Source organism: Aliivibrio sp. 1S128 (assembly GCF_001691065.1).
Lineage (GTDB): Bacteria > Pseudomonadota > Gammaproteobacteria > Enterobacterales > Vibrionaceae > Aliivibrio.
The window spans coordinates 1-24,792 of the sequence record NZ_MAJV01000106.1 but is presented as its reverse complement, the minus strand read 5'-3'; the positions used below and the strand labels follow the sequence as shown (position 1 = coordinate 24,792).

Here is a 24,792-nt window from a genome sequence, read left to right as displayed (position 1 = left end):
TTAATTACAACTTTCTCTATAAGAGGAAATACACTTTTAATATTCTTGTCATTAAGATTGTTTTTATTTATTAATTAAAAAATTTGTTATATTATTACAATGTTATATAATTAATTTATTATCAAAATAAATATAGGACCAAAAATGTCTGATACTATTAAAACACTACTAAACCTACGTAGCCTACGTGTATTGTCTCGTGAAATGACACTTGAACAATTAGAAGAAGCACTTGAAAAACTGCAGTCAGTTGTCGCTGAACGTCAAGAATCAGAAGCAGAAGAACGCTCTCAACTTGCTGAAAAACAAGCGAAACTTGAAGAATTCCGTCAAATGATGATCGAAAGTGGTATAGCTCCAGAAGATCTATTAGACACAATGTCTTCTACTACTGTAAAAACTAAACAAAAACGCGCTCCTCGCCCTGCTAAATATAAATTTTTAGATCATGCTGGCGCAGAAAAAACATGGACAGGTCAAGGCCGTACTCCATCAGCTCTTCAAACTCAACTTGATGCTGGTGCAGATTTAGAAGAGTTTTTAGTTTAATCAATAAACAAGCTCTATATAAAAAGGCGGTTCTATTAATAGAATCGCCTTTTTTATTTAACTTATTATTCAAAGCAATTTCAAATAAATTATATCTTTTCACCTTGTAATTGCTATTTATCTTGTTAGAAGACGTATGCTATACCAACATTTCCAGTTGAACCTGTCGTATGTTCTGTCATTGAACTATTCTCTGGATTTTCTTTCAAATACACATCGCTGATTTCAGCTGTAACATAACATTTGGCGTTAAATTAAATCAGTAAATAAGCCGATAAATCATTAATAAACTGTCGCTCTTAACATTAGATGCAACAACCTGCGTAGTACCCACAATGAATCCATTAGCAACCTCAATGCTTTAGAATTTATATAGCGAATATATGTAAACTAATTATGTATCATTGCACTATAATAATGCACCATATTAAGTTGTACTTTTACGTCTATTGTTGCCTTATTAACAAACTGCAGATGTAAAAAAGGCAGGTTATGATACCTGCCTTTTGATGTGCTGCTAGAAAAGTAGATTAACGATCATCTTCTCTGAAATTACTTGGGAGATTTAGTTTCATCTCATTCCAAATAAGGTTACCTTCAAGACCATATTGACGCATTCTTGGCATAACCGCATCTTTTCTTTCTTCTTCACAAATCTGCTTTAAATCACGGTAAAACTGTAAGGCAAGTTCACGAGCTTCTGGGTTTGAAAAATAGTAACTACCCACTCGAGCATATAGCTTTTTAAGACCATTAAAAATCAAGCCATATATTTGATTGCCAGATTTAAATGCTACACCTTGGAAAAGCATATAATCATAATAATTAAATGTTTTCGCAATTAAAATCTCTTCACGTTTCGCTGGATCTTTTTCATTATCTTCTTTGATTTCAGCTTTAAGCTTTGCTCCAAAAGGAGAAGCATCAATAAATGCATTCCAATTTTCAGCAGCTAAAAGTTGTTCACAAGAATCAATAACACGATCAAGGGTGCGTAAAGACCCTTCTTTATTCGTTTTAAATGCTTGTCTGATGAAAATACAACTAATATTCGTTCGAGCCGCTAATAGATCTTCAACAATAGATGTCGCATTATTAGCATCAACTAACGTCATTAATGTATCTAAAATATGAAGACCTGATGTCTCCATGTAATCATTTACTTTAGTTGGTTTACCATGTTGAATTGTTAACCATCCATCCCGAGCTAAACGTTGAAGTACTTCACGTAATGTCGTTCTAGTTACACCAATTAATTCTGAAAGTTCACGCTCTGCAGGTAAAATTGAACCAGGTGGAAAACGACCATTCCAAATACTTTCAATAATGTATTTTTCAGCAAATGCTGCAGGACTTTTTGCCTTAATAACCATACAAGTTTACAATCCGTTCTTTATATAAAATACTTTACTCATCATACCACCAGATCAATAATTTCTTAACCACTTATTAATTCAACTCTCTATTTTATACACATTTATTCCACTTCTAAGAACTAATCACTCTGAAAAATCAATACTAAATAACCCTTTTTGTTTATCTATTCTATCGGTTTTACTCATAAAACCGACCAAAGGCACATTTTGATCAATTTACCTATTTCCAAATATTGACTATTGATTTATAAAGAGTAAAGTTCAACCGTTTACCTTAGGGTTAAGTATGTTTAGGTAGTTATTTGGCAAAATAGTAAAATTTAGTTTTTTTTGTTATTTTTCTAAATAGTTGTTTATTTTAAATAATAACAATATGTTAGACGATTATTATCAACTCCCTACTTGCCCTTATTTTATATAACCAACGTAATAATGTAGAGAGCATCACATGTCTATTTCGCTAGGGAATGCATTTATCAAAAACTTTCTTGGTAAAGCCCCCGACTGGTACAAACTTGCAATACTGTCCTTTTTAATTATTAACCCTCTGGTTTTCTTTTTCGTAGACCCATTTACTGCGGGTTGGCTATTAGTTGTTGAATTTATTTTCACTTTAGCAATGGCGTTAAAATGTTATCCACTACAGCCTGGTGGCTTATTAGCGATTGAAGCTATAGCGATTGGAATGACAAGTGCTGAACAAGTTAAACATGAATTAGTTGCTAATATTGAAGTACTTTTATTGCTTGTTTTCATGGTGGCCGGTATTTACTTTATGAAGCAATTGCTTCTGTTTATATTTACTAAAATACTGATTGGTATCAAATCAAAGGCAGGGTTATCTGCTGCATTTTGTTTTACCGCTGCATTTTTATCTGCTTTTCTTGATGCACTAACTGTAATCGCTGTTGTTATCAGTGTCGCCGTTGGTTTCTATGCGATTTATCACCGAGTCGCATCAGGTCAAGGTGGTACACCCACACACGATCATACCTGTGACTCTAACGTAACTGATGAGTTATCTCGTGATGACTTAGAAAACTACCGTTCTTTTTTACGCAGTTTACTTATGCACGCAGGTGTCGGTACGGCTCTTGGTGGTGTAATGACAATGGTTGGTGAGCCCCAAAACTTAATCATCGCAGACCAAGCAGGTTGGATGTTTGGTGAATTTATTATCCGAATGCTACCAATCACCGCTCCTGTCTTTATCTGTGGCATGCTAACTTGTGTTGCCGTTGAAAAGTTTGGGATCTGTGGCTACGGAACAAAATTACCCATTAATGTACGAAATATTCTTGAAGAATATGAATCTGAAGAACGAAAAAACCGCACTAATATTGATAATGCCAAACTCATTGTTCAAGCAATTATCGCAGTATGGTTAATTGTTGCTTTAGCACTCCACTTAGCAGCAGTTGGACTTATCGGTTTATCCGTTATTATCTTAGCTACGGCATTTACTGGCGTAATCGAAGAACATTCAATGGGTAAAGCATTTGAAGAAGCATTACCTTTCACCGCTTTATTGGCTGTTTTCTTCGCGATTGTTGCTGTAATTATTGACCAAGAGTTGTTTAAACCAATTATTGATTCAGTACTCGCTGTTGAAGATAAAGGCGCACAACTTGCCTTGTTCTATGTCGCTAATGGTTTGCTATCTATGGTTTCTGACAATGTATTCGTTGGTACTGTATATATTAATGAAGTGAAAAGTGCGTTGCTAGATGGCCAAATTACTCGTGACCAGTTTGATTTATTAGCTGTCGCGATTAATACAGGTACAAACCTACCTTCTGTTGCCACTCCAAATGGACAAGCTGCATTCTTATTCTTATTAACATCAGCACTTGCACCATTAATCCAATTATCATACGGACGTATGGTATGGATGGCCTTACCATATACTATTGTATTAGCACTTGTTGGCTTATTCGGTATTATGTTCTTCCTTGAACCGATGACAGCAATGTTCTACGATCTAGGATGGATTACACATGGTGTAATAGAAAGTGCAACTTCTGCAGTTTCTAGTGGTCATTAATAAGGTATAACCACTTTTGATAGAAAAGGCTCTGTTTATACGGGGCCTTTATTTTTACAAGGAATAAAAATGCAAACCCTTAATTATTTCTCTCGCATTCGCCTATCATGGCTTTTGTTGCTTTTATGTATTGCCTTTTTTGAAGCCGCGGCTCTTACTTTTCAACATGTCATGAAATTGCCACCTTGTGTTATGTGTATCTATGAACGTGTCGCTATGATGGGAATTGGTGGGGCCGCTATTATTGGTTTACTTAACCCAAACAATATAGTCATTCGTTGGTGTGGATTCATTGCCTGGGGAGTAAGTGCCGGTTGGGGTTTAAAACTAGCCATGCAACACGTTGATTTTCAACTGAACCCATCACCTTTTGCCACTTGTGATTTATTTGTGACATTTCCATCATGGGCCCCTCTGAACAAATGGGCCCCTTGGATGTTTGAAGCGTATGGTGATTGCAGTAAAATTGTTTGGCAATTCTTAACATTAACAATGCCGCAATGGTTAGTCATTATCTTTGCGAGTAACCTTGTTGCTTTAACAATTTTTGTTATTGCTCAATTTTTCAATAAGAAACGTGCGTAATTAAAAAGTTATACTCATTAATATTAACCATAATGATCAGGTTCTTATGTTAATTGGTATTATATTGAAGTAACAAAAAAGCCATCTGGTAATGATTACCAGATGGCTTTTCTATTTAAAGAAGAAAAATATAAATGTAGCTATTTACCACAACATTTTTTAAATTTCTTATCGCTTTCACACGGGCAAGCATCATTACGGCCCACATCTTTATATGGATTTACCTTTTGGCCTTTATAACCAATTTGGTATTCATCCGCAGCCATTGCTACTTCTTGTATCATAAAATCAATTTTAGGTAACATCTGCTCTAGCGTTGGGGGGGTATCAATTCCGGTTTCTGCCATTTGACGATGAGTTTCTTTTTCGTCAACGGCAAGCATCATCGTCGTCAGTAATGCAGACAGCATTCGCATCGTACCATCAGCTACCTTAAGATCAGCCCATAACTCTTCAACCGTTGGCCATAATGTCATGAAACCTTCAGCAAAGTCAGCGACCGCTTCAAGATCATCAAAATTAACGATTTCGGTCACTTCGTATTCATTACGTTTAAGTAATAAATATTGGTGCTCAATTTGCTGTGAAATCGGTTTGATCATTTCAAGCGCGTTATCTGCACCGATTATGTCACCTAACCATGCTTCTGGAGCTAATGGCTTCGTTGCCATATTTGCAGCAAGTACCACACCTTCAAGAAAGAGACTTGAACAGTCTAAATTAACGCTATCTAACGTAATTAATTGATATTTCATGATTGATTCACTTCCGAAATTAAGTTTTCGGCGTAGTATAACGTAAATAATTATTAGAGCCTAAGTGCCGTTATTATTTTTTATTTTGCTGTCGAGAAACCTATGAAAAAAAATCGAGGATTTACTTTAATTGAGCTAGTTGTTGTTATTGTAATTTTGGGGATTTTAGCGGTTACCGCTGCTCCCAAGTTTTTAAATCTACAAGATGATGCTCATGAATCTAGAGCCGCAGGGGTATTTTCCGCCTTCACTGCTGCTGTAAACTTGTATAATGAGGCATGGGTCTTACAAGGTGAGCCTTCTGCAAGTTCAGCGGTTGGCGTTATTTTCGCTGACAAAACTATTTACCCATCAAATGAAGGCTTTCCATTGGGTACCACACATTATGGAATAATTACGGGGGAAGGTTGCGGTGAACTTTGGAATGCTCTATTAAATCAAGATTTAAGTATCGAACCTTATAATACCTTTACTAATATTCAAGCTGACATTCAATATGGGTATACCGCCTCTAATGAGTGCTTCTATTCATATGTCAGTGATTATAACAATTCAACGTCAACTGGAAATGAGCTTTTCTACTCTCCAAGTACAGGGGAAACATATGTGAAACTTTATAATAAATCAAAATAAGTGACATCCCCTACCTTTCCCCCTACAATCCCACCTCCAATAAAAGAGGTGGGATATGCAAGTAATACTAGGCCCTATGGAGGGCGTTCTCGATCATCTAATGCGTGAGCTATTAACAGAGATTAATGATTATGATTTCTGTGTGACTGAGTTTGTTCGAATCGTTGATCAACTCTTACCCCCTCATGTTTTCCATCGAATTTGTCCAGAATTACATAACGACAGTAAAACTAAATCTGGAACCCCTATTCGTCTGCAATTATTAGGACAAGAACCTAATTGGATGGCAGAAAACGCGGCACGAGCAATTGATCTTGGTTCTGACGGTCTTGATTTAAATTTTGGTTGTCCAGCCAAAGCGGTTAATAAAAGCCGTGGTGGTGCTGCACTTTTAAAAGATCCTGAATTAATCTATCAAATTGTCAAAGCTTGTCGAGATGCAGTACCTAGTAATAAAAAAGTAACTGCAAAAATCCGATTAGGCTGGGAAAAGCCCGAAGAGTGCTTTGCTATTGCAGATGCGATTAAACAAGCAGGTGCAAATGAACTAACTATTCACGCAAGAACGAAAGTCGATGGCTATAAAGCAGAAGAAATTAAGTGGGATTACATCAACCAAGTTCGCCAAAAAGTAGATATTCCTATTATTGCCAATGGGGAAATCTGGAATTATGCAGATGGTCAACGTTGTATTGAAGCAACTGGTATTAATTCATTAATGGTATGCCGAGGCGCTTTTAACGTACCTAATTTGGGTAATGTCGTAAAACATAACCATGTTCCAATGCCATGGCCAGAAGTGATCGCATTGCTGATTCATTACTCAAAGTTACAAATGGCTGGAGATAAAGGTCAATATTACTCTAATCGAGTAAAACAATGGCTAGTTTATCTTCGTCAAGAATATTCTGAAGCAAAAGATATTTTTATGGATATTAGAAGCCATAAAAAACCAGAACCCATCGTTGCTCGTTTATATCAAGAATTAGAAAAAGTCAGCTAATAGTTAACTTCCGAGTTTATGAGAAATAAACTCGGTTTTTTCCGTCTTCTTTCGCTTTATAAAGTAAATCATCCGCTTTCTTTATCACTTTTTCAAACGAGAAATCTTGATGAGAATCGATAATAGCAACCCCTCCAGATACAGTAAAACCACCAGTTACGACTTTACCGGATGAATCTTGAATTGATTTTCTCACTCGTTCACAAATATTTTCTAAACTTGCCCGCGAGTCTGCATTAATACAAATAACAAATTCTTCACCGCCAAACCGGGAAACAATATCACTATCTCGAACGCTTTTATTCAAAATTTTAGCTACGTATTTAATGGCATCATCACCAACATCATGACCAAATACATCATTAATTTGTTTAAAATCATCGATGTCATATAACGCAAAACCGACAAATGTCTTAACGACACGATCTTTCAAACTTATTTCAAAACCTCGTCGATTATAAAGACCGGTCATAGGATCTTGTTTTGCTAAGTCTCGATAGTATCGATGAGATAATCGGCTTTGGTAATAAAACATTGATAAAACAGCAAGAATATAAGTAACTAAAATTAAAATTAATGTCTTTGCATCATGCAAAATAAAACCGATTAACTCTTCTTCTATCGAATTTTTATAGTATAGAAAATAGGTAAAATTCGTGTCATTCAACGTAATTGGTTGCATAAATTTATATTGTTCAAAACGTTCATATTGATCACTGTCGAGTAGTTGAATATGTTTTGAAATTTCATTGTCTGAATGCAATAATTTATCTACCGACAAATCTATAACTAATACACCTTTAAATAAATCTTTGTAATAAATAGGTGTTGAAAAGGTCAGTACTTCTAATCCATCAAAAAAAGCATCTGTATAAGGAGGAGTAAAGGTTATATCTTTTGCATTCCCATTTTTCATACTATTTTTCCAGTATGGTCGAGAATAGATAGTCTCTAGGCTTTGCTTTGACAAATTCTCTGCGATGACTCTTGGGGAGGATATAATGTATTCATATTTAGAGATAAAATAAATACCATGAAGATAGTTTTCATAATCATGAATAAAAGAAATAACAGGGGCAAGCGTCACTTTTTTAGAGGCTAATTTATATAGCTCAGATTGAGGATCACATAATTCTGTAATTCCCGCGATGCTATAATCTAACCTCGTTTCAGGAACAGAGACCTCTTGAGTATCCATAACCGCTTCAATATCATTATTAGGATGAATAATGCATAATCCAGCATCCTCATCTACTCTCATATTATGATTATAAAATTTTCCCGTACTCTGTTTGTATAATTGAGATAAATTATAATCAAGAGAAACCATTACTTTTATGGAACGCTGCAAAGAATCAATAATGCGGTCATATTCCCGATTCACTTGTCTTTGAACCGAGCTAATGTGGTTATTTAAAACAATACTTAAGATCAGCACTAGAAATAGTGTCGGGATCATAAAAATATATTTTAAATTTGTTTTTGGCATAGATAAATTCTTTAACACAAAATGAACAGACTATAGTACCTATATTTTTGTAAAAGATCTTGTAAAAACAAGACCTTTTACATTGATATGACAGAATATAATCGTCAAAATAAGAACGATTAACTTATCTAACTATCTGAGATAATACTGATATTTCTAGTGTAGCAAAGTGTTTCTTACTCACCATATCTTCAATATCTTTTGAATTATATTTATCTCCGTTATACACAACAACAATACTTTCATCGCCTGATTGTAAAAAATTAGTTTCACCAAATGGGGTATATCGAGTCGCTCCAATACTAATAATCGTTTGCTGAGGGTAATCAGCATCAGACAAATAAAGAGCCAGATTTTCAGCTGGTCCCTCATCTTTTTGATTATTCATACGATCAATCATCCAATCATTTAATTGCTCATGAAAATAACTGTAATCAATCGCAGCACTGTCTTCTCCATATCGATTCACTTGGCCGTTTCTAATATGAAAACTAGCTATACGGTAAGTATCTAATTCACACCCTTTTGTGAAAGAGGATAATTCAATAAAGTTTTTAGAGATCCCTTTTGTGCTTGCACCCCAGTTTTTCTTCTCACTGATTTTTTTCGCATTGGGCTTTCTAATAGAACAATCATTATACGCTGCAAATTTTACGGGAGTTAAAGCAACCACTTTGTTATCTTGATATGTAATATCAAAAACGATAGCAACTTCTGGCTCTATTTGTAAATTATCAGCATCATTTGGCGGAATAATTGAATCAGAAGAAAGTGGATATTGAGATAAAAAGCCAGCATTTGCCGAAGGGATATAAAAAGGGAATAAAGCTTTAGGTTGAATTGCATTTTCAACTTTAACATTTAAAAAATCAGTTGCTTCTCCCGCTTGCTCTAAATGCCCAGCAAAGTTTCCTGCCACACCAAAACCAATTACATGCTTAAAAGTCATATTGCCTTCTTAAATTCTATTAATAGTAATATTCAAGAAGGCACCTTAATTTATTCTTTTATATTATGCGATGATGCGGATCTAATTTTATGATTTCTTTGTTTTTCTACGCCGCTTAAACTGAGGCTTTGATGAACTTTTCAGCGTTTTTAGTGAATCAGGCACCGGGCCTTGCTGCACCCCTTGCATAAAGTTTAATACCTTCGTTTCCAATTCAGACATAAACGGACGGTAAGAACAGGTTTTTTCCGTCATTCCTTGCAGTTGAAATTCCCAATTTGCGGTCATATCTGGGTAAGTTGCTTCATTAGGTAAAGCATTAATTAGGCCCTTCCCTGCATCACTGGCATGAATATTTTTTCCATTACGAAGCAACAATTGGCGTTTAAATAAGGTATCTAATATACCCGCTCTCGTTGCTTCAGTTCCTAATCCATCAGTCTCTCTTAGAATTTTTTTCAGTTCTTTATTTTCAACAAAGCGTGCAATTCCTGTCATCGCTTGCAATATCGTAGCTTCCGTAAAATACTTAGGGGGCTCTGTCATTTTGTGGTTAATTTCACCTTCACGACAGGTGTGTACTTCCCCTTTTTTTAATGGCGGCACCTTGTGCGCTACATCATCACTATTTTGTGCTTGAGATTTACCCAGCAAAACACGCCACCCTGCAAATAACATTTGCTTGCCTTTCGCCACAAATACACCACCTCCAATATCAAACACAAGTTCAGCTTCTGCATAGACAGCAGCAGGATAAAATTGCATGAGATACTGACGAGCAATTAGATGATAAATCTTTTCTTCATAGCCAGAAAGCCCCGCCGAACCACTTGATTTCGGAGTAGGAATAATTGCATGGTGTGCATCAACCTTACTGTCGTTCCAAGTTCGTGACTTTAGAGTCAGATCAGCCTTAGTTACAGCACTTGATAATTGCGTATCGTTATTGCCAATGGCGGCACACACTTGCTCACGTTGCTTATAATGGTCTTTAGGTAGGTAACGGCTATCTGAACGCGGATAAGTGATTAATTTATGCTTTTCATACAACGCCTGACACGCATCCAATACTTGTTGAGCGCTTAAGTTATATCGCTTAGCCGCATCAATTTGCAGTGATGATAAAGAATAGGGCAAAGGGGCATTTTGCTTGGTTTCTTTATTTTCAGCTTTGGTTACGATTGCTGGTTGATTCGCAATTCGCTGAGCTACATTTTCTACCAATTTAAGACTGAGCACGCGCCCTTCTTCATCTTGCCATTGTTGGCACGCTTCACTTGGTTTCCACTTCGCTCGAATATCAAACGCTTGTCCATCATTCAACTGAGGGTTTTGATAAGGAATTAATGCTTCTAATGTGAAATACGCTTTAGGAACAAAATTAGCAATCTCTTCATCACGACGGGTCACTAAGCCTAACACTGGCGTTTGTACACGTCCTACGGATAATACACCTTGATAACCACCACGTTGGCCTAACAAGGTGTAAGCACGAGTCATGTTCATGCCATACAACCAATCAGCACGAGAGCGTGCTAAGGCAGAGATAGAGAGAGGAATAAACTCTTGGTTACTTCGCATTGACGTTAATGCACGTTTCACCGCAGGTAAGTTTAAATCACTGATTAATAAACGCTGAGTGCCTGCTTTTTTAGTTTTAGACAACTTTAAATAATCTAATACTTCATCAACTAATAGCTGACCTTCCCTATCTGGATCACCCGCATGAATGACTTGAGACGCTGTTTTCAGTAATTTCCGAATAACAGTAAGTTGCTTACTTGAGGATTTTCTTGGACGAAGTTGCCATTTTTCTGGAACAATAGGTAAATGCTCCATACGCCACGATTTATATTTATCATCATAAGCATCAGGCTCTACTTGTTCTAACAAGTGGCCAATACACCACGTAACAATGTCCCCATTGCCACATTCAATGTAACCTTGTTGATTCTTCTGTGGCTTTGGCAGACCGGCGGCAATCGCTCGGCCTAAACTTGGTTTTTCTGCAATAAATAATCGTGACATAAAAAAGTGCTGATGTTGTGAATAACATCAGCACTATACCTGTATGAATAGACAGTTATCAAGTTTTGTTATCTAACTTGTTGAAATTGGTATGACTTAAAGTTTCGCAGCTAACTCGACACCTTGACGAATAGCTCGTTTCGCATCAAGTTCTCCGGAATGCTCAGCACCACCAATAACATGATGAGCAATATCAGCAGACGTTAATATTTCAACTAACTCATTTACAGAGACTTGCCCTGCACACATCAGGACATGATCAACATCTAATAATTTAACTTCATTGTTTTGACGAATGTATAACCCTTCATCATTCACTTTAAGATATTCAACACCGGCCAGCATATGAACGCCACGTTTTTCTAACGTCCGCTTATGGATCCAACCGGTTGTTTTGCCTGGGCCTTTACCTACACTGCCTTTTCTGCGTTGCATTAACCACACTTCTCGTGTTGTTTGGTAACTCTCTTGGGGTTTGAGGCCACCTTCAAATTCTATATTTTTATCGATATCCCAATCTTTCAGCCATTCATCAAGAGTGGTGTTCTCTGGTTCAGTAATCATGGTTGCAACATCAACCCCAATCCCACCCGCACCAATAACTGCCACTTTCTGACCCAATGTCGGTTGCGTTTTAATGTAAGTTTGATAATCAATCACTTTTGGGTGATCACTCCCTTCTAATTGTGGTGTTCTTGGTTTAACCCCTGTTGCAACAACCACTTCATCAAACTGACGTAATTCATCCAACTCAACGTTATAATTCAGTTTGACGATAATATTTTTATGATCAATTTTGTTAGAGAAATAACGAATCGTTTCTTTAAATTCTTCTTTGCCTGGGATCTGCATCGCTAAATTAAATTGACCACCGATACGATCACTACGCTCAAATACCGTAACTTGATAACCACGTTCTGCCGCTGACGTCGCACACGATAATCCAGCCATTCCAGCTCCAATAATCGCAATGGACTTACTTAAACTGACAGGGTCTAAAACTAATTCAGTTTCATAACAGGCTTGTGGATTAACTAAACAAGTCGCCCTCTTCGCTTTAAATACATGATCCAAACACGCCTGATTACACCCAATGCACGTATTAATTAATTCTGATTTGTCTTGCTCTGCTTTATTAACAAACTCTGCATCCGCTAAAAATGGACGAGCCATCGACACCATATCAGCTTGCCCTGATGCCAATATATGCTCAGCAACTTCAGGTGTATTAATACGGTTACAAGTAATTAGGGGAATAGATACCTTACCTTTCAATTTTTCGGTTACCCAGCTAAATGCGGCACGTGGCACTTGCGTTGCTATCGTTGGAATTCTTGTTTCATGCCAACCGATACCTGTATTTAAAATAGTTACACCGGCTTTCTCTAAGGCTTGAGCTAACTCAACGACCTCTTCAAATGTACTGCCTTGTTCTACTAAATCAAGCATTGATAAACGAAATATTATAATAAAGTCCGTTCCAACTTTGTCTCGTATTGCTTTGACTATTTCTAATGGAAAACGCATTCTATTGTGATAATTTCCGCCCCAATCGTCATAGCGCATATTGGTACGTGCACAGATAAACTGATTAATCAGATACCCTTCTGACCCCATAACCTCAATACCATCATAATTGGCTTGTTTGGCATAATATGCGCTATTTGCAAAATCACGGATCGTCTTATTAATTTGACGTTCACTCATTTGGGAAGGTGTAAACATACCAATAGGGGATCGTATGTCTGAAGCACTTAACGCAAGTGGATGCATCGCATAACGGCCAGCATGGAGCAATTGAAGAGCAATTTTCCCGCCATTATCATGCACGGCGGTTGTAAGTGCTTTATGTTTATCTGCGGCTCCAGAAGAACTAAATTGAGCACTAAATGGTGTTAAACGTCCTCGAAAATTAGGAGCAAATCCACCAGTAACAATCAGGCCTACACCCCCTTTAGCTCGTGCAGCATAAAAGGCTGATAGCTTTTTAAATTCATCATTACTTTCTTCTAATCCAGTATGCATCGATCCCATTAAGACTCGATTTTTTAACTGAGTAAATCCCAAATCTAGCGGCTGAAAAAGGTGTGGGTACGTCATAACAATCCATCGCTTTTATAATTATTGTGGTCTGACCAGAATAATAGTTATCGGCTTCTGCTACAATTAAGTTTTCACAAATATGCAACATTCATCAAATCTTTTGGTCTTATACTTTCTTAATAAAACTAATTCTCATTTAGAACTCTTTCATCTAGTTACTTTCCTTATCTCTTAGAGTAGGATATAGACAGAGTTTAAACTAATAATAAGGAACAATATGAAAGGGTTATTCCACTTCATAGCAAAATGTTTTCAAGCGGTATGGAAGTTACTTTCCTTTACGCGTCAACTGGTCTTAAATCTATTTTTTCTCGGCCTCATAGGGTTGATTGCGTTCACTTTTTTAAGTAACGATGAACATAATATTGAAACTCAGCAGATTGAGAAGAAAGCCTTAATTCTTGATTTAGCAGGACCAATCGTTGAAGAAAGTAAATTTCGCGAGCCATTAGAGCGAGTAACGTCTGATCTATTAGGCAGTCAAAAATCACAAGAAAATGTGTTATTTGATATTGTCGATACCATCCGTTTTGCTGCTCATGATGACAATGTATCTGGCTTAGTTCTTCATTTAAAAGAGATGAATGAAACTAGCTTAACCAAGCTTCGTTACATTGCAAAAGCGATTAATACCTTTAAAGCTGCAGGAAAACCGGTTTATGCGATTGGTGATTACTACAATCAAAGTCAATATTATCTAGCTAGCTATGCAGATAAAGTATTTATGGCGCCTGATGGTACCGTTTTATTGCGTGGTTACGGTGCATATACTCTTTACTATAAAGAGCTATTAGAGAAGCTAAACGTATCCACTCATGTTTTCCGTGTGGGTACTTATAAATCGGCTGTTGAACCTTATCTTCGCAATGACATGTCTGATGCTGCAAAAGAATCAACGTCTGTTTGGTTAAACCAATTATGGGATGCGTATTTAGATGATGTCTCAACTAATCGACAAATTGATGCTAAAACGTTAACCATGCCAATGGAGCAATTCATTGCAAAATTAAAGACACTCAATGGGGACTTGTCACAAATGACGGTTGAGCTTGGTTTAGTTGATAAGTTAGCGACTCGCCAAGAAGTTCGTAAAGATATGATTGCCGAATTTGGCTCAAATGGATACGACAGCTTTAAGCAAATAAGCTACTACGATTACCGTTCAAATGTGCGTCCTACGATTATCCCTGATGCTCAAGATATCGCTATTGTTGTGGCAAGTGGACCAATCATGGATGGAACTCAACGCCAAGGCACTGTTGGTGGAGACTCAACAGCGGCCCTACTTCGTCAAGCTCGTGGAGATGATAAAGTAAAAGCCGTTGTTCTTCGCGTTGACAGCCCTGGCGGTAGTGCATTCGCCTCTGAAGTAATACGTAATGAAGTGGATGCTTTAAAGGAAGCTGGCAAACCTGTTGTTATTTCTATGTCGAGTGTTGCTGCCTCTGGTGGATACTGGATCTCTGCAAGTGCCGATAAAATCATTGCCCAACCAACAACCATTACTGGATCTATTGGTATCTTTGGTATTTTAACAACCTTTGAAAAAGGGTTAGATAAAATGGGGATCCATAACGATGGTATTTCTACTTCTCCATTTAATGGTGTTGGTTTAACTCGACCATTAAGTGATGATGTTGCCCAAGTAATGCAACTGGGTATCGAGCATGGATATCACCGCTTTATTAAACTGGTTAGTGATCATCGTGATATGTCTCTAGAGGCGGTTGATAAAGTAGCACAAGGTCGAGTTTGGACCGGCAAAGATGCACTTAAATATGGATTAGTTGACCAACTAGGTGACTTTGATGATGCCGTTCAAGCAGCCGCTCAACTCGCTAATATGGAATCATATAATTTATATTGGGTTAAAGAGCCGTTATCTCCAATGGAGCTATTCCTTGAAGAACTAAGCATGAGCTTTAGCGCTAATATAAAAACAGAGCTTTTCTCGTTAGCACCAGAAGCATTGCAACCAACTATCAGCAAAGTTGTAACAGATGTTAACACGTTAAATAACTTTAATGATCCAAAAGGGCAATATCTGTTCTGCCTCAATTGCAGTAATCTGTAAAAGCATGACGAGCCCGACACATGTCGGGCTTTCTTTATGTCTAATCACCAGTATAATCGCACCACCTCCCATAACTCTGTACCGTTGTTATTATGGAAAGAAAACACATTTACATCGCCTATACAGGCGGCACAATCGGCATGTTAAAATCTGATGATCATGGCTACGTTCCAGCATCAGGTTTTATGCAGCACCAATTAAAGCAAATGCCTGAGTTTCACCGTGCAGAAATGCCTATTTTCACCATTCACGAATATGAGCCATTAATTGACTCATCTGATATGACGCCAGAAGATTGGCAACGTATTGCAGATGATATTCGTGCTAACTACGATAAATACGACGGATTTGTAATTCTTCATGGTACGGATACCATGGCCTACACGGCATCAGCACTTTCATTTATGCTAGAAAATCTAGGAAAGCCAGTTATCGTAACCGGGTCTCAAATTCCTCTAGCTGAACTGCGATCGGATGGTCAAAGCAACTTATTAAATGCATTGCATATAGCAGCTAACTACCCTATTAACGAAGTAACGTTATTTTTCAATAACAAGTTAATCCGTGGTAACCGCAGTACAAAATCACACGCTGATGGTTTTGATGCGTTCTCTTCTCCGAACCTGCCACCATTACTTGAGGCGGGTATTAATATCCAAATCAACGGTGCAGAAATCAATAAACAGCCAGAAGGTGAATTCACGGTTAATAATATTACACCACAACCAATCGGCGTCGTAACCATGTACCCGGGTATCTCAGCGGAAGTGATTAAAAATACATTACGCCAACCTGTGAATGCCATGATATTACTGACTTTTGGTGTCGGTAATGCACCACAAAACCCAGAGCTTTTAGCACAATTAAAAGAGGCTTCTGAGCGTGGCGTTGTCGTTGTAAACTTAACTCAATGTTTATCAGGAAAAGTAAACATGGGCGGTTACGCAACAGGTTGTGCGCTTGCTAATGCAGGAGTGATCAGCGGTTATGATATGACCCCTGAAGCAGCACTAGCTAAACTTCACTACCTACTAAGTAAAGATTTGCCTTATGAAACCATGCGTACAATGATGCAGCAAAGTTTACGTGGCGAGTTAACTCACTAAAATCTTGTAACAAGGTTATCTTGTTATAATAAAAAGGCTTCCCTGATATTCTCATGGGAAGCCTTTTTTGTTCTATGAACTAATGCTATTAATTCTACTCAGAGATTATTTCTTTTCGTTAAGAATAATACGCAATGTACGACGAAGTGGCTCTGCTGCACCCCATAGTAATTGGTCACCGACGGTAAAGGCGTTTAAGAAATCATTACCCATCGACATTTTACGCAAACGACCAACAGGAACAGATAGCGTACCTGTTACTTTTGCAGGTGTTAACTCTTGAGCAGTAATCTCACGCTCATTTGGAATAACTTTAACCCAATCATTATGCGTTGCGATGATCTCTTCAATCTCATCCATCGGTACATCTTGTTTTAGCTTAATAGTCAGTGCTTGTGAGTGACAGCGCATTGCACCAATACGTACACACGTACCATCAATCGCAATTGGAGAATCTTGTAGACCAAGGATTTTATTGGTTTCAACGGTTGCTTTCCATTCTTCTTTACTCTGTCCATTTTCGCGCTTCACATCAATCCAAGGGATCAACGAACCCGCCAATGGAGCACCAAACTCTGAGGTTGGGAAAGAATCAGAACGAATTGTCTCTGCTACTTTTCTATCAATATCTAGAATAGAGCTTGAAGGGTTTGCTAGTTCAGATGTCACGCAATCATTCACTACGCCCATTTGAGAAATTAGCTCACGCATATTTTTCGCACCAGCACCAGAAGCTGCTTGATACGTCATTGCACTCACCCACTCAACTAAACCCGCTTTATATAAGCCACCAAGACCCATTAGCATTAAGCTAACCGTACAGTTACCACCAACATACGTATTAGTACCTGCATGAATACCTTGTTGAATTTGATCAAAGTTCACTGGATCAAGCGTAATAATCGCATCATCTTTCATACGTAATGTAGACGCGGCATCAATCCAGTAGCCTTTCCAACCTACTTGACGAAGTGCTGGGTATACTTTTTCAGTATAACTACCACCTTGACAGGTAATAATTGCATCCAATTTTAATAACGATTGAATATCAAAAGCATCTTGCAGTAAACCGGCATCTTTCCCAAGGTTTGGTGCTGGAATTCCGACTTGTGATGTGGTGTAAAATACAGGATCAATATGGTCAAAATCACGCTCTTCAACCATACGCTGCATTAATACTGAACCCACCATTCCGCGCCAGCCGACTAAACCTACTCTCATTGTACTCTCCCTGTAATTAATAAAATAAAAAGTGCTTACTCCATCTATATGATGAACAGAAAAAAATCTCAAGCACTATTTGTTGTATTTTATTTATTTTATGCATCATATTTCTTCTCATTAGAGACTCCTTACCTTCTATTAACGCGCAAAATATAAACACTTTTAAAATTAACTTAGTCATCTCATTCACATTACCGTCAAATAAAAGTTATTTTTTAATCTTTAACTATAAAAAATAAAACAAACCTCTCAAAAACCAACATTTGATTATAAAAATATCCCGTTACACTTCATAAAACATCACAGATAAAAACAAAAGCAAACGATTACTCTAAAAAAGAGCCTAATTATAAAAATAATAATCACAAAAATGACTTAAAATTAACATTAAATAAATGATTAACATCGCGTTAAATTCAAACGCATTGCATTTAAATTACAAAATTTAACCATTTATTTACTTTGAAGTGAGTAACTTAACAGTGCTAGAGATGAAAATCACAAATAAGTCATACTTAATCGATCTATTGTTGATCATAAGGTAAAGTGCATCTCGTTTAGGAAACACAATCCCTTATCGTATGAATTTTATTCATGCATACAAAAAAGAGGCTTTATACATGAAGCAAGCAACGACAAAATTACCTTCGCTAACGCAGGTAATTATTTCTTTAGGGCTATTTCTACTTCTTGCCTTTTCATTCACGGCTAAACTTGATTTACCTATCCAATTAGCACTTTATATTGGTTGGTTCATTATCATTACATTAGGTATCAAGTTAGGTCATGATTACAAATCTTTAGAAAAAGCAGCTCTAAACGGCATCTCCAATGGACTAGGAGCGGTATTAATTCTCTTGGCTGTTGGTGCTTTAGTAGGTACTTGGATTTCTGGTGGTATTGTTCCAACCATCATTTATTATGGTTTAAAAGCCATTCACCCATCTATCTTCCTTCTTGCAACGATGATTATCTGTTCATTAACAGCACTCGCAACGGGCACATCTTGGGGTGCTGCTGGTACCGCTGGTATTGCTATGATGGGGATTGGTCAAGGACTTGGTGTTCCAGCTCCAATTACTGCAGGTGCTATCCTTTCTGGTTGTTACTTCGGTGATAAAATGTCACCTCTATCTGATTCTGTAATTCTTGCTTCTTCTATGTCTGGTGTTGAAGTCGTAGAACATATTAAAGGCATGCTTCCTGTTGCCCTTATCAGTTACATCATTACTGGTATTATGTTTACTGCTTTTGGTTTCCATTTCGCAGGTAATGTGGATATGAGCCAAGTAGATTCTGTAATTTTAGCAATGGAAGAACAATTCGTTATCACCCCATTCTCATTCGTTCCTGTGGTTATTGTTCTTGGTCTATTAGCAATGCGTATGCCTTCTTTCCCTGTGATCAGCTTTGGCTCATTGCTAGGAATTATCTGGGCTGTGATGGTTCAAGACATCAACTTCTTAACCGCATTTAATACAGCGTGGGCTCCATATTCAATTGAATCAGGTGTTGGTTTCATTGATTCAATTTTAAATCGTGGTGGCATGTCTTCAATGCTAGGTTCTGTTGCGGTGATTATCTTTGGTTTAGGTTTTGGTGGCCTGCTAGATAAAGTAGGCGTACTAGAAACAGTTGCTAAAATATTCGAAAAACGAGTTCAAGGTCCTGGTTCACTTGCGACAAGTACGATTGCGACAGCCTTCTTTGGTAACATCTTTGGTTCTGCAATGTACGTATCACTTATCCTTACACCAAAGATTTGTGCGAAAAACTACGACCGCCTAGGCTACAAACGTAAAAACTTATCTCGCAACGCAGAGTTCGGCGGAACGCTAACCTCTGGTATGGTTCCGTGGAGTGATAACGGTATCTACATGGCAAGTATTTTAGGTGTTGCGACACTGTCTTACGCACCGTTCATGTGGTTAAGCTTTGTATGTATTATCGTAACGATTGTTACGTCTTACATGGGCTGGTTTGTTGATAAATGCGACCCAATTATTACCACAGAAGAAACAGATGAGGTTATTGCAGTAGAAACAAAAACTGCATAATAAAAATAGAACGACTCTGTTTTAAATAGAAAAATGCCAGTGATTGTTAATTCAACCACTGGCATTTTTATGTCTATTGTATCTGATTTACTTTTGCATGATATTTGTCATCATTGTGATTTTTATACCACTGTTTTCTTTACTGCCGCTCGTTTCCCTAAGAAATAACCTAAGCCTAAAGGCGCAAAGAAAATAGCCAAGATGAACAAGATAAAGTAAATGATCGTGCTCTTAATCAAATCAATCACTTTATCCATCGCAAGCGTCAGCACATCTTGTGAGACTTGGTCAAGATCTTGAGTGAACTTCTCTCGCTCTTGAGAGACAATTACTGCAATCGCTTTTCGTTCTCTCTCTACCATATTAACCAGCTCTTGGCGCTCTCTTGCTACCATGGCTTCCAAAGCGATACGCTCTGCACTTAACTGGTTTAACTTATCATCTGTTTTATTGTCTAAATCATCCAATAATGGCTGTAATTGCAAACTCATTTGTTCTGCTAAATTTTGCATGTATTCTGGATTATTATTGACAAAATCTTGGAATGACTCCGATGTATTTCGTAAGCTTTCCATTGTTTTATTAATGTCATCGCCATTCAGATTGCTGTTCATCGCGATAAGCTGAGCTTTCCATGTCATGATTTTTGGTGTTTGCTCAGAGACTAAACTAAGTTGATCAGAAACATCACCAAGCGCTTCAGGCATTGAACCAAGCGTTGCTACCGCTTCTGTCTCATCAATATTTTGATCGGCTAGCCATGCTTTTAGCGCAGGGGTTCTTCTCATGGCGACGCTATCAAATGGGTGATCTGCAACAAATTGTGCGATAAAGTCTTTTGCTTCATTAAATTCAGAACTTGGTAATAGCTTCTTCGCTAATGCCTCAATGTCGACATGCAGTAATTGACTCGCTTTAAAATCAATATTCCCTTCAAATACATCAGCCCCCTTTCCATCATCAGAAAAGAATTGCTCCATTTGAGCGGCAAAGACCCATGTATCAATTAACGAAATAGTCGGTGACACTTGATACGCTGCATGTTGTAACCCCTCTTCTGCGTGTATTTTCCACAACAAGACATAAGATTGATGCAAGGTATCGTCTTTCGGATACATCGCTGAGATTTCGTCTGCGGCAGATTCAACTTCACTAAAGAAATGTTTACTGTATGCGCGAGTTAAAATACGGGTATTTAACTCCGCGGTTGTTAGAGGCACCGATTGGGATTCAATTTTAAGTTCAAGTAAAGAACACCCATTAAGTACAAATAAAGATAGAAATATAGAAAAGAATTTTGAGGTGTGTTTCATAAACAACCCTACCTAGCCAAATTATTATAATTAAGAATAGATAGGGTAGCATTTTGTAAAAAACAATTAACTTAGATAGTTAATATCTACGATAAAAATACCGCTATTTTCACATTTATGACATGAACAAATACATACCATCTATGATTCAGAAGAACCTAAACGGCGTGTTAATTGATCTTTTAAATTCGGCGGAGTGCCTTTAATCGTTAATGTATCTGTTTCTGGATCATAGAAAACACGCTCTCCCAGTAACATCGCATCAAAGTTCAGGGATAAACCACCACCAGCACCCACAAACTTAGTTAATTTACGTAATGCCGTACGATCAACAGGGAAAGACTCTTCTAACTCATAACCCTGCTCTTCAGCAAATTGATAGAAATTAGAACCCGATTCAGATGTTGGTAGTTCACCTGATAATTCTTTTACCGTTAACTCTTCACCAGCTTGTAACTGACCATTACAGTAATCATATACTTGCTTACGGTATTGCTGTTTTTCTTCTTTCTCTAACCGTTCATCAGCACAGAAATCTTCAACTGCTTGCATTAATACTTGGTTTTGAACCTTCGTATCCATACCAACATCTGCTTGTAAGAAATCTAAGAAGAAATCAGATACTTTGCGGCCCACTCGACCTTTAATAAAAGTAAGGTATCGATTAGAGTCTGAATCTGTTTCCCATGTTGATAAATCAATGCGTGCTGCGATGTCCATTTTGGCAATATCAAGGTAATCAGTAGAGCTAATATCCAGTTGATCCGTTACCTTCATACTTTCGTTTGATGGTAATACAGCGACAAACAAATATTCCGTTGCCAGTGAACGATATTCAGCGATAACTAAAATACCTTCTTCAGCAAATGGGTATTTGATCAGCTCAGATTTCAGCTTTTCTGCTGATTTATTACTAAACTCTAAGAATGGGGTTTCATTCTTACGAACAGAACCTAACCAGTGACCAAATTCACTTTCAGTCTTGAAAATACCAAAACCTTTACCTGCTTTTGAATTAAACACTCTGTGCAGCTCAGAAACTAGGGCTTCAGTAAATTCTTCATTCTCAAGAAGTTGATTTCGTAGACAAACTTCAAGCTCATCTTGCTCATTTTTTACTAATTTATGTAAAATTACGTTTGAAAGGATTAAACTCATAATAGAAAAGGTTTTTAGTTGACGTACATAGTAGGTTATCATAAGCCGCTTTCACTATCATTAACTGAAAAGACTTATGGCTATTACTTCTAAATACAGCAACAAACAAATTGAACAAATGCTAACAGAGATGGTCGATGTATTAGATAAACATCGTTCTCCTGCAGATCTATCTCTAATGTTGGTTGGTAACATTGCGACTAATGTTCTAAACCAAGAAGTGCCAGCAGAACAGCGTAAAATTATCGCTGAAAAATTTGCTCAAGCACTGCTTAGCTCATTAGATTTACCAAAAACTCACTAAGAGCGAGAATTCAATTACCATGGTTGATAGCGGAAATACCTACGGCGACAAAGTCTCCAAGTTAATTACTTGGGGTCACTGGTTCAGCTTTTTCAATATCATTGCTGCAATGCTTATTGGCACACGTTATATATCGCAATCACCATGGCCTGAAACGCTACTTGGGCAGACCTATCTAGTATTAAACTGGATAGGTCATTTTGGTTTTTTAGTCTTCGGGTTTTATATTCTCGTCTTATTTCCCCTAACCTTTATTACACCATCCCAGCGCTTAATGCGGATATTAAGTGTCATTATAGCAACCGCTGGTATGACATTATTATTGCTTGATACCTACGCTTATCAAACCCTTCATTTACATATCACCCCTTTAGTTTGGGATATGTTATTGAATAACGATAAATCGAATTTAAATACACAATGGCAATATCTATTCATTCTCGTACCTGTGATGTTCCTACTTCAGCTTTCTTTATCTGAATGGGTATGGAATAAGCTACGTAAATTAGCTCATAAGCACGTAGGTCGCCCTTTTGCTATTCTGTTTTCTGTTGCCTTCATTGGCAGCCATTTAATTCATACATGGGCAGATGCATCTGCTTATGGACCAGTAACCGCTCAACGTGCCACTTTCCCGCTGTCATATCCAATGACTGCTCGTTCATTCTTAGAAAAACACGGCTTTATCGACCGTGATGCTTTAGCAAAACAAATTCAAGAAGAAGGAGTAGGCGGAGCTCAAGAAGCAATGCGTTATCCGTTAGAGTCGATTAAATTCAAGGCAAAACAAACGGGTTATAATTTACAAATCATCATGATCGATAGTCTTCGTGCTGATACCTTGAACCATACAGATACGCCAAATCTAACCCGCTTTGCGCAAAATAATTTAAACTACAATAATCATTACAGCGCAAGCAATAACCCAACCAGCCTATTTGGGCTTTTCTATGGTCTTCCTGGAAATTACGTAGATAATTTTAGGAATTCAAATATTGAGTCTCCTATTTTAGCTGAATTACATAATCGTAATTACTCTTTTGGCTTATTCAGTGGTGATAATTTTAATTCTTCACTTTATAAACAAATTATTTTCACCAACGGTGAAATCGCTGAATCCAACGTGAATATGAATGATGGAAAAGCAATCACAGCATGGAATGATTGGTTTAGCGCGCAAACAGAAGATCAACCGTGGTTTAGTTATTTAGAACTAACCTCAGTGTCTGAATATGATGCAACAAGCCCAATTTCAACAACCAATTCAAATGAAGATGTGTTTGAGATTAATTACCGTAAAGCGGTACAAAAAACAGATCAACAATTAAAAATGGTACTAGAGGCATTAAAACAATCTCCTGATTGGGAAAAAACGATTGTCGTTATTACCTCAAATCACGGAATGGAGTTTGATGAAACCAACACAAACAGTTGGGGAGCAAGCACTAACTTTAGCCAGTATCAATTACGCGTGCCTATGCTAATCCATTGGCCTGAAGTAGAGCCTGAATTAATAACAACTCGATCAAGCCATTTAGATTTAGCACCAACGCTAATGGAAACCTTTTTAAGTACCACTACGCCATCTGAAAGCTACAGCAGTGGTTTGAATCTATTTACTCAGGATAATGAGCGAAATTGGTTACTCGCTGGCGATAGAAAAAACATCGCGTTAATCACAAATGAAAATACGGTAGTGATCGATACTTTTGGTAATTATAAAGTCTACGACGAAAACTATAATCGCCTAGCCGATGACAAACCAAAATTGTCTTTGTTAATGCAAGGCATTTCAGAATTAAAACGGTTTTATCATCCTAAAAAATAATAAATCAAAAATCCCTTTCTTATAAAGGGATTTTTTATATCTGCAATTAAAGAAAATCAGATGCTGACTACCCACTGTTTTATATAGAAAAACAGCTTAATAAGTTAAAAACAAAGCATAACGAACAAAAATAGTGCAGTCAGACGTTATTTTTCATTTTATGCTTTACAATAAAATCAGAAACCCCTATTATGCTCGGCATTGGAGGGATGGC

19 protein-coding genes are annotated in these 24,792 nt (G+C 37.3%); 10 read left to right on the top strand and 9 right to left on the bottom strand.

Going from position 1 to position 24,792, the window contains the following annotated elements:
• Positions 1-144: 144 nt before the first annotated feature.
• Entirely contained in the window at positions 145-549 is a 405-nt protein-coding gene (locus A6E03_RS13710; RefSeq protein WP_065592953.1) for an H-NS family nucleoid-associated regulatory protein, read from the top strand.
• Positions 550-1,079: 530 nt separating this feature from the next.
• Here A6E03_RS13710 and fadR read toward each other — a convergent pair.
• Entirely contained in the window at positions 1,080-1,922 is an 843-nt protein-coding gene (fadR, locus tag A6E03_RS13705; protein ID WP_065601078.1) for a fatty acid metabolism transcriptional regulator FadR, read from the bottom strand.
• A 451-nt stretch (positions 1,923-2,373) separates the two neighbouring features.
• Here fadR and nhaB point away from each other — a divergent pair, with 451 nt between their 5' ends.
• On the top strand, positions 2,374-3,969 hold the full coding sequence (gene nhaB / locus A6E03_RS13700; protein WP_065592951.1) for a Na(+)/H(+) antiporter NhaB: 1,596 nt from the start codon (positions 2,374-2,376) through the stop codon (positions 3,967-3,969).
• A gap of 69 nt (positions 3,970-4,038) precedes the next feature.
• Positions 4,039-4,554 carry a disulfide bond formation protein DsbB gene (gene dsbB / locus A6E03_RS13695; protein WP_065592950.1) on the top strand — a complete coding sequence of 172 codons (516 nt, stop codon included), beginning with the start codon at positions 4,039-4,041 and terminating at the stop codon, positions 4,552-4,554.
• 140 nt (positions 4,555-4,694) lie between these two features.
• On the opposite strand, the gene A6E03_RS13690 is transcribed toward dsbB, so the two are convergent.
• On the bottom strand, positions 4,695-5,309 hold the full coding sequence (locus A6E03_RS13690; protein WP_065601077.1) for a YecA family protein: 615 nt from the start codon (positions 5,307-5,309) through the stop codon (positions 4,695-4,697).
• 102 nt (positions 5,310-5,411) lie between these two features.
• Between A6E03_RS13690 and A6E03_RS13685 the strand changes: the two genes are divergently transcribed.
• Complete coding sequence (locus A6E03_RS13685; protein WP_065592948.1) at positions 5,412-5,942, top strand: type II secretion system protein; 531 nt, start codon at positions 5,412-5,414, stop codon at positions 5,940-5,942.
• Between the two features lie 55 nt (positions 5,943-5,997).
• Complete coding sequence (gene dusC, locus A6E03_RS13680) at positions 5,998-6,945, top strand: tRNA dihydrouridine(16) synthase DusC (protein WP_065592947.1); 948 nt, start codon at positions 5,998-6,000, stop codon at positions 6,943-6,945.
• Between the two features lie 16 nt (positions 6,946-6,961).
• On the opposite strand, the gene A6E03_RS13675 is transcribed toward dusC, so the two are convergent.
• The 4 genes from A6E03_RS13675 to A6E03_RS13660 all read right to left on the bottom strand — a co-directional run bounded on the left by A6E03_RS13675 (position 6,962) and on the right by A6E03_RS13660 (position 13,511).
• Complete coding sequence (locus tag A6E03_RS13675; protein ID WP_065592946.1) at positions 6,962-8,434, bottom strand: sensor domain-containing diguanylate cyclase; 1,473 nt, start codon at positions 8,432-8,434, stop codon at positions 6,962-6,964.
• Positions 8,435-8,558: 124 nt separating this feature from the next.
• Positions 8,559-9,383: a DUF5718 family protein gene (locus tag A6E03_RS13670; RefSeq protein ID WP_065592945.1), complete on the bottom strand. Its 825-nt coding sequence runs from the start codon at positions 9,381-9,383 to the stop codon at positions 8,559-8,561.
• Positions 9,384-9,470: 87 nt separating this feature from the next.
• Positions 9,471-11,411 carry a DNA topoisomerase III gene (locus tag A6E03_RS13665; RefSeq protein WP_065601076.1) on the bottom strand — a complete coding sequence of 647 codons (1,941 nt, stop codon included), beginning with the start codon at positions 11,409-11,411 and terminating at the stop codon, positions 9,471-9,473.
• 96 nt (positions 11,412-11,507) lie between these two features.
• Complete coding sequence (locus tag A6E03_RS13660; protein WP_065601075.1) at positions 11,508-13,511, bottom strand: NADPH-dependent 2,4-dienoyl-CoA reductase; 2,004 nt, start codon at positions 13,509-13,511, stop codon at positions 11,508-11,510.
• Between the two features lie 220 nt (positions 13,512-13,731).
• Here A6E03_RS13660 and sppA point away from each other — a divergent pair, with 220 nt between their 5' ends.
• Positions 13,732-15,588 carry a signal peptide peptidase SppA gene (gene sppA / locus A6E03_RS13655; RefSeq protein WP_065601074.1) on the top strand — a complete coding sequence of 619 codons (1,857 nt, stop codon included), beginning with the start codon at positions 13,732-13,734 and terminating at the stop codon, positions 15,586-15,588.
• 92 nt (positions 15,589-15,680) lie between these two features.
• Positions 15,681-16,694, top strand: coding sequence for an asparaginase (gene ansA, locus A6E03_RS13650; RefSeq protein WP_065592941.1), 1,014 nt, complete (start codon positions 15,681-15,683; stop codon positions 16,692-16,694).
• Between the two features lie 105 nt (positions 16,695-16,799).
• Here ansA and asd read toward each other — a convergent pair whose 3' ends face one another.
• Positions 16,800-17,915, bottom strand: coding sequence for an aspartate-semialdehyde dehydrogenase (gene asd / locus A6E03_RS13645; RefSeq protein ID WP_065601073.1), 1,116 nt, complete (start codon positions 17,913-17,915; stop codon positions 16,800-16,802).
• 623 nt (positions 17,916-18,538) lie between these two features.
• Between asd and nhaC the strand changes: the two genes are divergently transcribed.
• Positions 18,539-19,975 (top strand): Na+/H+ antiporter NhaC, encoded by a 1,437-nt coding sequence (gene nhaC, locus A6E03_RS13640; RefSeq protein WP_065593003.1) that lies wholly within the window; start codon positions 18,539-18,541, stop codon positions 19,973-19,975.
• 122 nt (positions 19,976-20,097) lie between these two features.
• Here nhaC and A6E03_RS13635 read toward each other — a convergent pair whose 3' ends face one another.
• Both A6E03_RS13635 and yejK read right to left on the bottom strand, forming a co-directional pair.
• A complete protein-coding gene (locus A6E03_RS13635; RefSeq protein WP_065601072.1) occupies positions 20,098-21,288 on the bottom strand; it encodes a chemotaxis protein in 1,191 nt (396 codons plus the stop codon).
• Between the two features lie 141 nt (positions 21,289-21,429).
• Complete coding sequence (gene yejK / locus A6E03_RS13630) at positions 21,430-22,446, bottom strand: nucleoid-associated protein YejK (RefSeq protein ID WP_065593002.1); 1,017 nt, start codon at positions 22,444-22,446, stop codon at positions 21,430-21,432.
• A gap of 76 nt (positions 22,447-22,522) precedes the next feature.
• Here yejK and A6E03_RS13625 point away from each other — a divergent pair, with 76 nt between their 5' ends.
• Together A6E03_RS13625 and A6E03_RS13620 are read left to right on the top strand one after the other, a co-directional pair.
• Entirely contained in the window at positions 22,523-22,750 is a 228-nt protein-coding gene (locus A6E03_RS13625) for a YejL family protein (protein ID WP_065592938.1), read from the top strand.
• A 19-nt stretch (positions 22,751-22,769) separates the two neighbouring features.
• Complete coding sequence (locus A6E03_RS13620; RefSeq protein ID WP_065592937.1) at positions 22,770-24,578, top strand: DUF3413 domain-containing protein; 1,809 nt, start codon at positions 22,770-22,772, stop codon at positions 24,576-24,578.
• Positions 24,579-24,792 lie beyond the last annotated feature (214 nt).